Raw genomic sequence first — 15,568 nt, 5'->3', positions numbered from 1 at the left:
CGCGGGTTGGCGGGGAGGCAGCCCTTTGCGCAACGTGCTCAGCAATTCCCGGGGCGGGCCGACGAGGTAGACGGTGTCGCCGGCTCGAAGCCGCTCGTCGCGGCGTGGGCGCAGCTGGACCGGTGCGTCGTCGCGGGTGATCGCGATGACGCGGGTGTGGGTGGACATTTCTAACATCGTCAGCCCATCGAGCTCGCTGCCAGGCGCCACGTGCATCGCGCCGACCATGAACGGGTTTTGCCCGATCGAAAACGTCCCCAGCACCTCCAGGCCGATCGCGGCGCCGACGAACCAGGGTGCGGCCAACCCGACAGTGGAGCGCACGTTTTCAAAACCGAACCGCTGGGCGACTGCGACGCCCAGCGCGCGGTCGTATACGCGCAGCACTAGCGAAACGTCGGCCAGCCGGTTGACCTCGGGCATCACCCGGGGCCCCAACATCTCGGTCAACACGATCCCGGTCTCGATGTTGACCATGTCGTCGCGGGTCACTACCGCCACGGCGCGGGCGCGATCCACCCGCGCTGATTCCAGCGTCTGAAGCAGCGTCGCGTCCCCGAAGATCACCGGCACGTCGAGTTCTCGCGCCATCGACAGGAAGCGGTTCTCCTCGTCGCGCTCGATCACCGCCACTTCGTGTCCGGCGGCGACCAGATCGGTGACCACACGGATCCCGAGCTCGCTGAGCCCGACGACGATGATGTGATTACGCAGATGCCGCACGCGCGGTCGTGCGACCGCGAGGACGAAGCGTTGCGACAACAGCACGTCGGCGATGAACGCGACCAGCAACGCGATGGTGGTCGCTCCGCCGAACATCAACATGGCCGCGAACAGGCGTAGCCATACGACCTGATGGCTGAAGCTGAAGTCGCCATAGCCGGTGGTCGTGATCGTCTCGACGGTGAAGTACAGTGCGTCGATCCACGACATCCTCGGGCGCTGGTAGTTGAAATGCAACACACACATCGAGGTGACCAGCAGAGTGGCCGCGGCCGCCAACGCCGGATAAAACGCCGGGTTGAAGTCGTTGAGCACCACCCGTACGGCGTCGAGCACTCGCCGCAGCCGAGGGCGCCGAGCACGTGTTCTGCTCGGCTGCCGAACCTTGACGCCGCGGCCGGCCGCCTCGTCGGCGGTCCCGATCATCACTGCCCAGTCACCGGCGTGCACGTGATGATCCCGCCCCGGGCATGCCACCACCTCGCCGGGTGTGGAGGAGCTCTCGCCCTGAATGATCGCTACCGGTGCCAGGTCGCCGTAGAGTTCCCGCAGCGTTGCGTCGCGGGATACTTCGCTACCGGCGGCGACGAATTTGATGCCGGCGGCTTCGAACGGGTGGGTGGTCTGCGCCAAGCAGGCTTCGACGACGGACGGCGCCGCGAGTTCGGCAACGTTGAAGATCCCGCCGGGCCCGTTGCCGTCAGCGACTGCTTCGCGCAGCACGTCGTTGGCCACCCGCGCGACCACTCGCAGGTTTGGGTTGGCTCTTCTTGCCAGCAGCGCGATTTCGAGGTTTGTGGCGTCGTCATCCCCGGCGCAGACGACGGCGATCGCGTGTGCGACTTCGGCGCGAGCGAGCTCGCGAGCTGCGCCAACGTCGAGTGCTGACTGGTCGAGCCTGGCAACATGCGCGCCAGCCCTTTTCAGCTCGTCTATGACTGTCATGGCCAGCGCATCGTCACCGCTGACAATGATGTGATGATGCATGCTCTCATCCGCCACTCGGGAATACCTGATCGCGATGGAGTCCACGACTCAGCGCGAGAAGACACCCGCTTTGCCGATGCCGTTACCGGAGAAGGTTACACGACGGCTTTAAGTAGTCCGGCCTCAACAGCCGATTTTGCTGGCGCTGAAATCCACTCGTCACGCTAAGGCGATTAGCCGGCGCCCGCGGATCGTGGCACCGGAACGGTGACTAGAGCCTGAAGTCGTTCTCGCGGAGAGTAATTCACCGAACGCGAAGATTTGTATCGACGTGTCACCAACGGCGCCCGCAACTTAACGAGAACGTAATCCGATCACGCCTCGAAGCGATAGCCCATGCCCGCCTCGGTCAGCAGATGATTGGGGCGCGACGGGTCATCCTCGAGCTTGCGTCGCAGCTGTGCCAGATAGACACGCAGGTAGTGGGTTTCCTTTGCATACTTGGGTCCCCACACCTCTCTGAGTAGGTCCTCACGCCCGACTAGCTTGCCGCGATTGCGCACCAGCATTTCCAGCATCCCCCATTCAGTGGGCGTCAGATGGACCTCTCTGCCGTCCTTGATCACCTTCTTTGCCGACAGGTCGACAGTGAATGACCTGGTTTGCACCACCGGCTCGTCTTCGTCTGCCGACACAGCGGCCCGGCGGACCGCGGCGCGTAACCGTGCCAGCAGTTCGTCCATGCCGAACGGCTTCGTTATGTAATCGTCGGCGCCTGCGTCGAGCGCTCCTACCTTGTCAGCGGAATCGGTGCGTGCCGACAGCACGATCACCGGGGCGCTCATCCAGCCGCGCAGCCCGGCCAGCACCTCGATGCCGGATATGTCGGGCAGACCCAGGTCCAGGATCACCACATCGGGGTGTTGGTCGGCGGCGGCTCGTAGTGCAGCCGATCCGCTTGCGGCAGTGGTTACTTCATAGCCGCGCACCGACAGGTTGATTCGCAGCGCCCGCAGCAGCTGCCGGTCGTCATCGGCCACCAGCACCCTAGTCATGAGCGCCGCTCCTCCTCATCGCTTCGCTCTGCATCGTCGCCGGCGCGTGTCATGCGCGCCGCTCTCCGTCAACAGTGGGTAGTGCACCCACTGCATCGTCGCCGAGGCGCGTTAAGGCCGTGGATTCCTCCGGCGGCGCCGCCACCGGCGGCGCCGCCAGGTCCACCAGAACGGTCAGTCCTCCGCCAGGGGTGTCGGTCGCTTGGATGCTGCCGCCCATCGCCTCGACGAACCCCTTGGCGACCGACAGGCCGAGGCCCAGACCGGTGGTGTTGTCGGTATCGCCAAGTCGCTGGAACGGCTCAAACATCTGCTCCGCGGCGCCTTTGGCGACTCCCGGTCCTTCGTCAACGACGTTGATCAGTACCCGCTCCCCCACCTGACCCGCATTGACTCGCACCATGCTGTTGGGTGCGTAACGCAGCGCGTTGTCGATGAGGTTCGCCAGCACCCGTTCCAGCAGACCTGCGTCGGCCATCGCGACCGTCCCGCCGACCTCCACCTTGACCCGGTCGAGGCTGCCCCGGCCGACGACCGTAGTTCGCTTGCCGATACTGACAAGCGCGCGTTGCACGACCTCCTCGAGATAGACCTCGGAGAGCTGCGGCCGGACCACGCCGGCGGCCAGCCGAGACGAGTCCAGCAGATTCGCCACCAGGGAGGTCAGCTGGTCGATCGACTCTTCGACGGTGGCAAGCAACTCGGCGGTGTCCTCGGGCGAGAACCAGACGTCTTCGGCGCGCAGGCTGGATACCGCAGCCTTGGCGGCGGTCAGCGGAGTCCGGAGGTCGTGGCCGAGCGCCGAGAGCAGCAAGCGGCGCAGCTCGTCGGCCTCCGCGAGGGATTGAACCTTGCCGGCCTCTTCGGCGAGCTCACCCTGTTTGACCAGACCTGCGGCTTGCGTTGCGACGACTGACAGCACCCTGCGGTCACGGCCGGTCAAGGCGCGGCCAGACAACAGCAACCAGAATTCCTCATCACCCACTTTCACCGCGGTGTCAGCGGAATCGACTGTCGCGCATGGGTCTTTACCCACACTCGCGACCAGCTTCGGGTGACCGTCGACGTCACGCACCAGGCACACCGCGCGCTGGGAGTAAGCCTCACGTACCCGCTCCAGCAGCGTGTTGAGATCGGCGCCGCCCAGCACCGACCCGGCGAACACCGCCAGCAACTCCGCTTCCTGGGTCGCCCGCCTCGCCTCGCGGGCCCGGCTGGCTGCGGCGTCCACCAGCACGGCGACCGCCATCGCGACTCCCAACAAAACCACTATGGTGACGGCGTTGCTGGGATTGTCGATGGCGAAGGAATATCGCGGTTCGGCGATGAAATAGACCAACAGCGCCCCGGACAGCATCCCCGACAGGACGGCCGGTGCCACACCCCCGAATAGCGCGACGGCAATCACCCCGGCGAAGAAGATGGCGGTCTTTCCGCCGATGTCCAGCAGCGGGTCCAACCAGCGTGTCGTGATCGCCAAGATGGCCCATGGCACGGTGATAGCGGCCAGCCAGGACACGATTTGGCGAGCGCGCGGCGAAATCAACACAAACGGCAAGCCGCGGTTGGCCTGCTCATGGGTGACCATGTGGACGTCGATCTTCCCCGAGTCCTTGATGGTGGCGGCGCCGATTCCCTCCCTGAAGAGGCTCGCCCACCGGGACCGCCGGGAGCTGCCGAGCACCAGCTGAGTAGCGTTTGTCTCGCGTGCGAAGTCGAGCAATGCGGTCGGTACGTCGTCGCCGACCACGATGTGAACCGTAGCGCCCAGGCTCGCGGCGAGTTCGCGCACTTTGCCCATTTCGCGAGGCGACACACCCGAGAGTCCGTCGCCGCGGACGACATGCACGACCATGAGCTGGGCACCCGACCTCGATGCGATGCGTGAGGCGCGGCGCACCAATGTTTCCGATTCCGGGCCGCCGGTCACGGCAACGACCACCCGCTCGCGGGCCTCCCAGATGTCCGTAATCTTCTTGTCGGCACGGTATTTCGCCAGCGCCGCATCGACCTGATCAGCAAGCCACAGCAGCGCGATTTCACGTAGCGCGGTCAGGTTGCCGGTGCGAAAGTAGTTGGACAGCGCCGCATCAATCCGCTCCGGCGGGTAGACGTTGCCGTGGGCGAGCCTGCGCCGCAACGCCTCCGGTGTGATGTCGACCAACTCGATCTGAGCTGCTTTACGGACGATTTCGTCCGGCACGGTTTCGCGCTGCTCGACGCCGGTGATCTGAGCAACGACGTCGTTGAGGCTCTCCAGGTGCTGGATGTTCAGCGTCGAGATCACGGTGATCCCCGCGTCGAGCAGCGTTTCGATGTCCTGCCACCGCTTGGAATTGACGCTGCCCGGGATATTGCTGTGCGCATATTCGTCGACCAGCACCACTTGCGGCCGACGCCGCAACACTGCCTCGACATCGAGTTCGGGGAACAAGGTTCCGCGATAGGAGATGTAGTGCGGCGGAATGACTTCGATGCCTTGGATGAGTTCGGCGACCTTCTTGCGACCGTGAGTCTCCACTACCCCCGCGACGACGTCGGTGCCGCGCTCCTGCCTGCGATGCGCCTCGCCGAGCATCGCGCAGGTCTTGCCGACTCCTGGGGCTGCGCCGAGATAGATGCGCAAGTCGCCGCGTCGTTGCGTTGGCACGCTATGGGCAAGCGGCTCATCGGGGCTCCCCGCTGGTGGCGGTAACGACTCATTCGCGGAAGTCACATGGACATCATTCCACCGGAAACGTCAAGACTTCACCGGATACTTGCGGTCCAGTTCGAGATTGAGTTGCAGAACGTTAACCACCGGCTCGCCGACGAAGCCGAGTAGACGGGCATGCTGGTTGTCATGAACCGCGTCGCGCACCTGGGCAGCGGTGATTCCGCGCGCGCGGGCCACCCGGGCTACCTGGATATCGGCATAAGCCGGTGAGATATTGGGGTCCAGGCCGCTACCGCTGGCGGTGACGGCGTCGGCGGGCACCGTCGGGTGATCAGACGCAGCGCCCCGAATCGGAACGATCTGACCGACCGAGTAGTCCTGGCCATACTGAGCGCATTCCACCCGCACCCCCTTGTAGAGCTGCTGGAACACCGTCGCCTGCGCGCTCCCGGGCTTCGAGCAGGGTTCGTTCACGCTGACCACCTGGGTCGGATGGATCACGTTGCCGGATGAATCCCGCGGCCCGATCACCGACAGCACAGCTCCTACGCCGCCACCGGTGCAGAACGGGCGTGAACTGTCGACCTTCTCGAGCTGGCCGATCGCGAAACTGCGCGAGCACACCTGGGTCAGCAGGCTGGGTTTGAATCCGGCGGTGGACGGATCGGCACCCGGAGCCAGCTTGCTGGGATCGGCCGGTGTGTCGACGATGCTTTCCGGGCCCAGGTTGCTGGCCCCCGATGCCAGTGGGTCATAGCCCGCTCCGGCTGCCGACGGCCTGCTCTGGAAGTACTGCGGCAGCGGGTTGCCGTCCTTGTCGGTGAACGACTGGCCGATCAGTTTGCTGCCGACCGGCTTGCCGGAAACCTGGACTATCGAGCCCTCCGCCTTGGCGTGCAACCCGGGAATTAGCGCGACTCCCCAGACGACCAAGGGGTAGGCGAGGCCGGTGATCACGGTCAGCACGAGCAGCGCGCGCAGCGCCGCCCAGTGTTGGCGAATCAAGTTGGAAAGGTTCATTTGCGTCGCTCCTCCTCATCGCTTCGTCCCCCTCGCCGCTGCGCGGCTGGGGGTGCCCCCACTGCATCGTCGCCGACGCGGTTCATGTCAGCCCATCCCGGGGATAAACTGCACGACCAGGTCGATTAGTTTGATGCCGATGAACGGGGCGACAATGCCGCCCAGCCCATACATGTAAAGGTTGCGGCTCAACAGTTTCGATGCGCTGCTCGGTGTGTACTGAACACCGCGCAGCGCCAACGGAATCAGCGCGACGATGATCACCGCGTTGAAGATCACCGCGGAAAGGATCGCCGACTCCGGGCTGTGCAGCCGCATCACGTTGATCAGGTCCAGTCCGGGGAACAGAGCCACGAACATGGCCGGGATGATCGCGAAATACTTGGCGATGTCGTTGGCGATCGAGAAGGTGGTCAACGCGCCGCGCGTGATCAACAGCTGTTTCCCGATTTCCACGATCTCGATGAGCTTGGTCGGGTCGGAGTCCAGGTCGACCATGTTGCCGGCCTCTTTGGCCGCGCTGGTCCCGCTGTTCATCGCCACCCCGACGTCGGCCTGAGCCAACGCCGGCGCATCGTTGGTGCCGTCACCGGTCATCGCGACTAGCCGGCCACCCTCCTGCTCACGCTTGATCAGTACCATCTTGTCTTCGGGGGTGGCTTCGGCGAGGAAGTCGTCGACCCCCGCCTCGTCCGCGATCGCTTTGGCGGTCAACGGGTTGTCACCGGTGATCATCACCGTTCGGATGCCCATCTTGCGCATCTCGTCGAAACGCACACGCATGCCGTGCTTGACCACATCCTTGAGGTGGATGACGCCGAGCACTTCGGCTTTCTTGCCGGCTTCTCCGTTTGTGCCATTGGTGACCACGCCGACCACCAGCGGGGTTCCGCCGGCGGCCGAAATGCCGTCGACGATTTCGCCGAGGCTGTCGGGAATGGTGCCGCCTTGGTCGCCTATCCATTTGGCGACCGAGCTGGCCGCGCCTTTGCGCAGCTGTCGCCCGTCGAGGTTGACGCCCGACATCCTCGTCGTCGCGGTGAACTCGATCCAGTGGGCGTGGCTGAGTTCGCCGGGCGAGCGCTCCCGCAGCCCGTAGGCCTGCTTGGCGTAGACGACGATCGAGCGGCCCTCAGGGGTTTCGTCGGCGAGGCTGGACAGCTGAGCGGCGTCCGCCAGGTCCTCGGATGTGACCCCCGTAACCGGGATGAATTCCGACGCCTCCCGGTTGCCCAGCGTGATCGTGCCGGTCTTGTCCAACAGCAACGTGTTGACGTCCCCGGCCGCCTCGACCGCGCGGCCCGACATGGCCAGCACATTGCGCTGCACCAGGCGGTCCATGCCGGCGATGCCGATCGCCGACAGCAACGCGCCGATGGTGGTGGGGATCAGGCACACCAGCAGAGCCACCAAGACGACGCCGGTGACGCCGTTCCCGGTGAGGGCGGAGGTGTTCGCCACACCGGGGCTGTTGAGCTTGGAGTAGATTGCCAGCGGCTGCAGCGTCGCCACCGCGAAGAGGAAGATGATGGTCAGCGCTGCGAGCAGAATGTTCAGCGCGATCTCATTCGGCGTCTTCTGCCGGTTGGCGCCCTCGACCAGTGCGATCATCCGGTCGATGAAGCTTTTGCCGGGCTCTTGGGTGATCTTGACGATGATGCGGTCCGAGAGCACGGTGGTGCCGCCGGTGACCGCGGAGCGGTCGCCGCCGGACTCCCGGATCACCGGTGCTGACTCGCCGGTGATGGCCGATTCATTCACCGACGCAATGCCTTCCACGATCTCGCCGTCGCCCGGGATGATTTCGCCCGCCTCCACGACGACAATGTCGCCTTTTTGCAGCTCCGGTGCCCGGACGTCTTCCTCCGTACCGGCGGTCTCGGGTGACCAGCCGTGTAGCCGGCGCGCAATGGTGTCGGCCTTCGATTTGCGCAAGGCGTCGGCCTGTGCCTTGCCACGCCCTTCGGCGAACGCCTCGGCCACGTTGGCGAAAAGCACTGTCAGCCAAAGCCAGAACACGACGAGCCAGCCGAACCACGACGAGTCGCGGATCGTCAGCACGGTCGACCAGACGGCGCCGATCTCGACGATGAACATCACCGGGTTGCGCCACAGGGTGCGCGGATCGAGCTTGCGCAACGCGTCGGGCAGCGATTTGGCCAGCAACGTGGGGTCGAGCCGTCCGCCCTCAACCCGCCCGCCCGGCGCGTGGCCGCTGTGGCGGTGGTGCGCCGAATGGGCCGAATGGGGTTTCAAAGCCTTAGTAGTTGGCATTTCAGTGAATTCCTTCAGCGAGGGGCCCGAGTGCCAGCATCGGCAGGAAAGTAAGGGCAACAAGAATCACCGTGACGCCGGCGACCATTCCGACGAACTGCGGACGATGGGTGGGCAGGGTGCCGGGGGACTCCGGCTTATGCCCTTGGGCGGCCAGCGAGCCGGCCAACGCGAGCACCAACACGATTGGCAGGAACCGGCCGAAGACCATCGCCAAGCCTATGCCGGTGTTGAACCAGTTTGTGTTGGCGTTCAGGCCCGCGAAGGCCGAGCCGTTGTTGTTCGCGCCGGAGGTGAACGCGTACAGCACCTCCGACAGCCCGTGCGGTCCGGTGTTGAGCATGCTCGCGCGTTCGCCCGGCAGCCCCATTGCGATACCGGTGCCGATCAGCACGATGAGGGGAGTGACCAGGAAATAGCTTGCGGCGAGCTTCATTTCGCGGGGGTTGATCTTCTTGCCGAGGTACTCCGGCGTGCGTCCGACCATCAGCCCGGCGACGAACACGGTGATCACCGCAAGAACCAGCATGCCGTACAGGCCAGATCCGGTGCCACCGGGCGCCACCTCACCCAGCTGCATGTTAAAGAGCGCCATCATCCCACCGAGGCTGGTGTAGGAGTCGTGAAACGAGTCGACGGCACCACAAGAGGTCAGCGTGGTCGAAGCGGCGAACACCGAGGAGTTGGGAACACCGAAACGTTGCTCCACACCCTCCATGGCCGCCCCGAGCGCGGTCGGCACCGTGCCGTGGTGCAGCAACTGCGTCCACATCATGATCGTCCAGCTGATCGCGGCGAGCGTCGCCATGATTGCGGCTATCGCGTAGCCCTGCTTCTTGCTGCCCACCATGCGCCCGAACGTGCGCGGCAGCGAGAAGCTGATCACCAGTAGCAGGTAGATCTCCAGCCAATTGGTCCAGGCGGTCGGGTTCTCAAACGGATGTGCGGAGTTCGCGTTGTAGAAGCCGCCGCCGTTGGTGCCGAGTTCCTTGATGGCTTCCTGGCTGGCGACCGGTCCTCCGGTGATGGTCTGCTGGGAGCCGCTCAGCGTGGTCACGACCTGGTCGTGCAGGTGGAAGTTCTGGATCATGCCGCCCGCGATTAGCACGATCGCGGCGATAAACGAGATCGGCAGCAGGATGCGCAGCGTGCCCCGGACCAGATCCACCCAGAAGTTGCCCAGTTCCTCGGTCTTGTTCCGGGCGAAGCCGCGAACTACGGCTACCGCGACGGCCATGCCCACTGCGGCGGAGACAAAGTTCTGCACGGCCAGGCCGGCCATCTGTACCAGGTGGCCCTGGGTCGACTCGCCCGAGTACGCCTGCCAGTTGGTGTTCGTCACGAAGCTGATCGCGGTGTTCCACGCCAGCGCGGGCGTCATCTGCGTCGCCGGATCGTGTAGGTGTAGCGGCAACTTGCCCTGCACCAACTGGAAGAAGAACAGGAACAGCACGCTGACCGCCGAGAATGCCAGCACGCTGCGGGCATAGCTGCCCCATGTTTGTTGGGCTTTACCGTCGGCACCGATGATCCGGTAGATGACCTTCTCGATCCGCCAGTCCCGCGGCGAAGTGTAGACGTGGTACATGTAGTCGCCCAGCGGTACGTGTACCGCTACCAATGCCAGCACGAGCAAAGCGAGGAATGCGATCCCCGCGGCAGAAGTGCTCACCTAAAACCTTTCCGGAAGGAACAAGGCCGCAACTAGATAGACCGCCAGCAGTGCCGACAGTACGAGGCCGACGATGTTGTCGTAGTTCATAGCTTTTCGACCAGCTTTTGCGCATAGCCGAGGACGGCGAAGACTGCCACCGTCAGTAGGACGTAGGCAACCACGGACATAGTTTCCTCCGTTCGTGACAAGCCGGTCCGACCGATGGTCGATCAGGTTCAGCTGCCCGCATGCAATTTAGTCCTCGACGGTGAGGATCTGGGACGAAGCTATGCTTTCGCCGGTGCATAAAGCCTTGTCGTTTACGCTTTCTTTACGGCTGGTCGGCCGATGTGAGTTTGCCGACCAGAAGAGGGTCTGACCTGCGGAACTCGGGGCAGACCCGCCGAGCAGCGGATGTCTGGGGTCACGGCGTACCCGAGCCGGGGACCGCGAACCGCGTGGTCTTTGCTGCGGCGGCTGTGATCTGCTACTCAACGATGGGCAGGCGCACCCGGAAAGTGGTTCGGCCGTCAGCGGATTCGGCGGTGACCGAGCCCTGATGAGCCTTGACGATCGAGTCGACAATAGCGAGGCCCAATCCATTTCCCGACCCGTCGAATTGGGCGTTCTTCGCGCGGACGAATCGCTCGAACAGGTGTGGCAGCAGATCGGGGTCGATGTCGGGCCCGTCGTCGGTGACTGTCAGCTCGGCATATGACGCCTCGGTGCCGGAACGGTGGCAGGAGATTGCCGTCGTCACGGTCACTCCGGGCGGGGTATGTACCCAGCCGTTGGTCAGCAGATTGCTGACGAGTTGGTGGAGCCGGTCACGGTCCCCGCGCACCCAGACCGGCTCGACGGGCAGGTCCTTGACCCAGCGATGGGTGGGCGCCGCCACTGCGGCGTCGTTGACCGCATTGAGGACGAGGTCACCGAGGTCAACCTCTTCGGTGCGCAGGTCCTGACCCTCGCCGAGGCGCGAGAGCAGCAGCAGCTCGTCGACGAGCGACGTCATCCGTCGGGCTTCCGACTCGATACGGGCCAGCGCGTATTCCGTGGTCGGGGGCAACGCGGCGCTGTCTTGGCGGGTGAGCTCGGAGTAGCCCTGTATCGATGACAGCGGGGTGCGCAGTTCGTGGCTGGCGTCGGTGAGGAATTGCCGCATCCGCCGGTCGGATTCGGCGCGGTGTGCGAGCGCACTATCCACGTTGTCAAGCAATCGGTTCAAGGTGTGTCCGACGATTCCCACCTCGGTGTCCGGATCGGTGTCCTCCGGTTGCACTCTGGCAGTGATGCGATGGTCGTCGCCGATGAGTGGCGTACCGGCGACCTCGGCGGCGGTCACGGCGACACGGCGCAAAGGGCGCAGCGCGTAGGTGACCACCAGCATGGTGAGGCCCGCCGTTACCAGCATCGCGGCGATCAAAAGCGTTGTGGCGCTGATGATTCTGCGCGTAATGAGTTTGTTTGCCAAATTCAGCGACACTCCGACGATCAGACGGTCATCGGCACCGGCACTTTGACTGGCTACCCGGAATGAGCCGAGGCTGCCCAGCGTCGCGGTGCGCAGCCGGTCGTCCTGCCAGGGCTGTACCTTGATGGCGGCGACGACATCTGGTGGGGCGGGGCGAGAGTCGTCTTCGTAAAAGACCGCCGAGCCGATCACATCGCCGTGGTGCAGCACGGCGATGACGTTGCCCTGGTTTTGCCCGGTGAATCCCAACATCACATGCGCGAGATCGCCGTGATGCAGCGATTCGCCTCGGTGATACCGAGTGTACGAATGATTCAGTGCGTCAAGCGATTCATCGACTTCCGCGTCGTTCAGTGTATTGACGTAGCTGCGAAAGCTCAGTGTGGTGACCACGCCGACCACCAGCACGACAACCGTGACCACGGCCGAAACCCCTAGAACCAGCTGACGGCGCAAGGTGCGCGGGCGCCACCAGGGTCCGGTTGGGGCCCTGGTCATTTCGGCGTCATTTCGGTGGTCGCAGCATGTATCCAACTCCGCGCACGGTGTGGATCATCGGCTCTTTGCCGGCGTCGATTTTCTTTCGCAGATATGAGATGTACAGATCGACGATGCTGGTACGTCCCGCAAAGTCGTAATTCCAGACGCGGTCCAGGATCTCGGTGCGGGTCAGCGCGCGGCCCGGATTGCGCATCAGGAAGTGCAGCAGTTCGAATTCGGTTGAGGTGAGCGAAATCGGTTCGCCGGCCCGCGCGACTTCGCGGCTGGCGCCATCGAGCGTGAGGTCGCCGACTTTGAGACCCTCCTCGGCGGGTGCGGCCAGGTAATTGGAGCGGCGAAGTAGTCCGCGCAGCCGGGCGACCAACTCCTCCAGGCTGAACGGCTTGGTCATGTAGTCGTCGGCGCCCGCCGTCAAGCCGGTGACCCGGTCCATCACCGAGTCGCGGGCGGTGAGGAACAAGGTGGGGGTGTAGGCGTCGGCCTCGCGGATCCGTTCCAGGATCTGCAGGCCGTCTACATCGGGAAGCATGATGTCGAGGACGAGCACGTCGGGGCCGACCTGGTCGAACTTCGTCACGGCCTCCCGACCGTTGTGCGCGACCTCGACGGTCCAGCCTTCGTAGTGCAGCGCCATTTTGACCAGGTTGGTCAACGCCGGTTCGTCGTCGACCAGCAAAACCCGGATCGGTGACCCATCGGCGCGGGTGATCCGGGGCAGCTGACCGAGGATGGCCTGACGTGGCCGCTGTTCACGCGCGGAACCCGACATTATCGCCATGTCCCTTCATTCTTCCTCGCTCACACGCCATTGTCACAAAACTGTCACGGAACTCATATCGTTCTCAAATGTGTCGGCGATCCGCCGAGCATCCGCCCAGGCTGTCAGATATGGGTTCTCTATGCATCTCACCGGTGAGCTTGCAATCCCGTTGTGCCCCAAAAACACTGGGTAACAGAGCTCTTGACCAAGGAGAGTGCAGACCAAAAGTGAGGCTACACCGCTAACCGATTGTGCGTGAAGGCTTTACGTAACTTTGCCGTAACAATATCCACTCAAGAGCAGGCTCCGCGACCACCGATGAGCGCGGGCAATTTTCAAAGAAAACTTTGGAGAGATCAATGTATTTCTCGTCTTTCGTCACCACGCATCCGGAGATGCTGTCCGCGGCGGCCGGCGATTTAGGGGGCATCGGTTCGGCGATGGCTGCCGCGGATGCGGCCGCAGCCGGCCCGACTGGTGGGGTCGTTCCCGCGGCGGCTGACGAGGTGTCGGCGCTGACGGCGGCTCAGTTCGCCGCGCACGCGGGCAGCTATCAGGCCATCAGCGCGCAGGCCGCAGCCATTCATTCGTTGCTGGTCAGCACCCTGCAGACCAACGCCGCGTCCTACGCGGCCACTGAAGCCGCCAACGCGGTCGCCACCGGCTGACCCCAAAAGCGCAACGGAAAGGAAAGAAGGTTCAGGGCAATGGACTACGGGGCGTTTCCGCCGGAGATCAACTCGGCTCGGATGTACGCCGGTCCTGGCGCAGGGTCGATGCTGGTGGCCGCAGCGGCCTGGGACGGGCTGGCGGCTGACCTGAACTCCACGGCAGCCTCCTACGGTTCGGTGATTTCCGGGCTTGCCGGTGGGTCTTGGCAGGGTGCGGCGTCGACGTCGATGGCCGCCGCGGTTGCACCGTATTTGACCTGGATGAGTGCCACCGGGGCTCAAGTCGAGCAGGTGGCAAACCAGGCCAGGGCGGCAGCCGCCGCCTACGAGGCGGCGTTTGCGATGACGGTGCCACCAGCGGTGGTCGCGGCCAACCGGGCTCAGCTGATGGCGCTGACCGCGACGAACTTCCTGGGTCAGAACACTCCGGCAATCATGGCCACCGAGGCCCACTACGGAGAGATGTGGGCGCAGGACGCCACAGCCATGTACAGCTACGCCGCCAATTCGGCGGCCGCCTCGACGTTGGCGCCGTTCACGCCGCCCAAGTCGACCACGAATCCGGCAGGCCTGACCGGTCAGTCCGCCGCGGTGGCCCAGGCCGCCGGCACAGCCGCCGGCAGCCACGCGCAGACCGTCGCTTCGACATCGCTGTCGGCGGTGCCTTCGACGTTGCAGGGGCTCTCACAGCCGATGCAGTCGGCGTCCGGCCTCTCGGCACTGCTGACAGGCAACGGTGCGGCGCTGACATCCTCTACCGCCTCAGGAGCAACTGGGCCGCTGACTGCGCTTTCGAGTCTGGCTGGCTCGGCGGGCAGCGGCGTCGGCAAAAGTGCGGGCACGAGCGCCAGCTCGGGCCTCGGGGCACTCGACAGCCTGGTGGACATCGGGTCGTCGTCGTCGAGTGGAGTCGCCGATTTGGGTTCGGACGCAGCCGGTTTGGGTTCCGGTGGCGTCGGCCTGGACGCCGGCGCCGGCGGCCTCGGGACGGGCTTCCCCGGCATGGCGCTGAACTTCCCTACCGCCGATTCGCTGCTCGCGTCCGAAGGTATGGGATCGTTCGGCGGCGTGGGCGGACTGGGTATGGCGCCCGCTCTGGGCGGTTCGATGTCGATGGGCCACCTTGGCTTTGGTCCTGCGGGCACGGCGGCGACGATGGGTCAGGCAAGCTCGGTCGGGGCGCTGTCGGTGCCGCAGACATGGACGCCGGACGTCGGTCCGGCCGCTGCGTCGATGGGCCCCGCCGCCGCAATGCCCGTGCCCGCCAGCGGCTTTGGCGCGGCGCCGGCTGCGTCGGCCAGTGCGCCGGCTGCAACCAAGGTGACGTTTCCGCAGCTGGGCGAACACGAGGTCGATGGGCTGCAGCGAATCGGGCTGCGTACCAACATGCTTCCGCCGCCGCTGGTCGGATAATCCCGGCAGGACCCTAGAAAGGTTGTGGCCCGCACACCAGGTGGTGTGCGGGCCACAGGGGGTGGTGTGGGTTAGGCCCAGCTGGAGCCGACGGCGCTGTCGGTGGAGTTCATGTTGTTGCCGGCGGTTTGCACCTTGGAGCCATGAGCGTTGGCTTGTTGGTAGATGACCTGGAAGTTGCGGCCCAACTGGGTGATGAACTCCTGGCAGGCCACCGAACCCGAACCGCCCCAGAAGTCACCGGCGGCCAGCACATCACGCACGATGGACTGGTGCTCGGCCTCCAACGAGGCGGCCTGGGAGCGAATCAGGGCGCCGTGAGCGTCCACGTCGCCGAACTGGTAACTGATCGACATAGCGTTCTCCTAAAGATGTTGGGGTGTCGGCTAGCTGGACAGGATCTGCTGGGAGGCCTGCTCTTGCTGCTCGTAGTTGTTGGC

The 15,568-nt window shown here is 64.6% G+C and carries 11 protein-coding genes and 2 pseudogenes; 2 read left to right on the top strand and 11 right to left on the bottom strand.

The annotated features are described in order from the left end of the window. The 10 genes and pseudogenes from VEI45_RS21600 to VEI45_RS21565 all read right to left on the bottom strand — a co-directional run. The coding region (locus tag VEI45_RS21600) for an NAD-binding protein (RefSeq protein WP_324856568.1) at window positions 1-1,710 on the bottom strand (1,710 nt) is incomplete at its 3' end. A gap of 314 nt (window positions 1,711-2,024) precedes the next feature. Next, complete coding sequence (locus VEI45_RS21595) at window positions 2,025-2,705, bottom strand: response regulator (protein ID WP_324856567.1); 681 nt, start codon at window positions 2,703-2,705, stop codon at window positions 2,025-2,027. A gap of 148 nt (window positions 2,706-2,853) precedes the next feature. Next, window positions 2,854-5,355, bottom strand: a pseudogene (locus tag VEI45_RS21590) (ATP-binding protein); the annotation flags it as partial. 90 nt (window positions 5,356-5,445) lie between these two features. Beyond that, the gene (locus tag VEI45_RS21585; protein ID WP_324856566.1) at window positions 5,446-6,381 is read right to left on the bottom strand and encodes a potassium-transporting ATPase subunit C; all 936 of its coding nucleotides are present in this window, start codon (window positions 6,379-6,381) and stop codon (window positions 5,446-5,448) included. Beyond that, window positions 6,378-6,479, bottom strand: a pseudogene (locus VEI45_RS26520) (hypothetical protein); the annotation flags it as partial. The pseudogene VEI45_RS26520 and the gene VEI45_RS21585, both read right to left, overlap by 4 nt. Beyond that, entirely contained in the window at window positions 6,469-8,655 is a 2,187-nt protein-coding gene (gene kdpB, locus VEI45_RS21580; protein ID WP_324856565.1) for a potassium-transporting ATPase subunit KdpB, read from the bottom strand. The gene kdpB and the pseudogene VEI45_RS26520, both read right to left, overlap by 11 nt. A 1-nt stretch (window position 8,656) precedes the next feature. After that, window positions 8,657-10,327: a potassium-transporting ATPase subunit KdpA gene (gene kdpA, locus VEI45_RS21575; RefSeq protein ID WP_324856564.1), complete on the bottom strand. Its 1,671-nt coding sequence runs from the start codon at window positions 10,325-10,327 to the stop codon at window positions 8,657-8,659. After that, window positions 10,328-10,417: a K(+)-transporting ATPase subunit F gene (gene kdpF, locus VEI45_RS26515; protein ID WP_414687553.1), complete on the bottom strand. Its 90-nt coding sequence runs from the start codon at window positions 10,415-10,417 to the stop codon at window positions 10,328-10,330. Between the two features lie 379 nt (window positions 10,418-10,796). Continuing rightward, window positions 10,797-12,281, bottom strand: coding sequence for a HAMP domain-containing sensor histidine kinase (locus VEI45_RS21570; RefSeq protein ID WP_324856563.1), 1,485 nt, complete (start codon window positions 12,279-12,281; stop codon window positions 10,797-10,799). 7 nt (window positions 12,282-12,288) lie between these two features. Continuing rightward, window positions 12,289-13,062, bottom strand: coding sequence for a response regulator transcription factor (locus VEI45_RS21565; RefSeq protein WP_324856562.1), 774 nt, complete (start codon window positions 13,060-13,062; stop codon window positions 12,289-12,291). A 341-nt stretch (window positions 13,063-13,403) separates the two neighbouring features. Here VEI45_RS21565 and VEI45_RS21560 point away from each other — a divergent pair, with 341 nt between their 5' ends. Together VEI45_RS21560 and VEI45_RS21555 are read left to right on the top strand one after the other, a co-directional pair. Then, the gene (locus tag VEI45_RS21560; RefSeq protein ID WP_324856561.1) at window positions 13,404-13,712 is read left to right on the top strand and encodes a PE family protein; all 309 of its coding nucleotides are present in this window, start codon (window positions 13,404-13,406) and stop codon (window positions 13,710-13,712) included. Between the two features lie 39 nt (window positions 13,713-13,751). Beyond that, window positions 13,752-15,128: a PPE family protein gene (locus VEI45_RS21555; protein WP_324856560.1), complete on the top strand. Its 1,377-nt coding sequence runs from the start codon at window positions 13,752-13,754 to the stop codon at window positions 15,126-15,128. 71 nt (window positions 15,129-15,199) lie between these two features. Here the strand turns inward: VEI45_RS21555 and VEI45_RS21550 are convergent, their stop codons facing one another. Further along, window positions 15,200-15,484, bottom strand: coding sequence for a WXG100 family type VII secretion target (locus tag VEI45_RS21550; RefSeq protein ID WP_324856559.1), 285 nt, complete (start codon window positions 15,482-15,484; stop codon window positions 15,200-15,202). Window positions 15,485-15,568: the final 84 nt, after the last annotated feature.

This window comes from Mycobacterium sp. (genome assembly GCF_035623875.1).
In the GTDB taxonomy this organism is placed as follows: Bacteria; Actinomycetota; Actinomycetes; order Mycobacteriales; family Mycobacteriaceae; genus Mycobacterium.
Note: the sequence above shows the minus strand (reverse complement) of the source record. Positions and strands in the feature narration are given on the sequence as shown.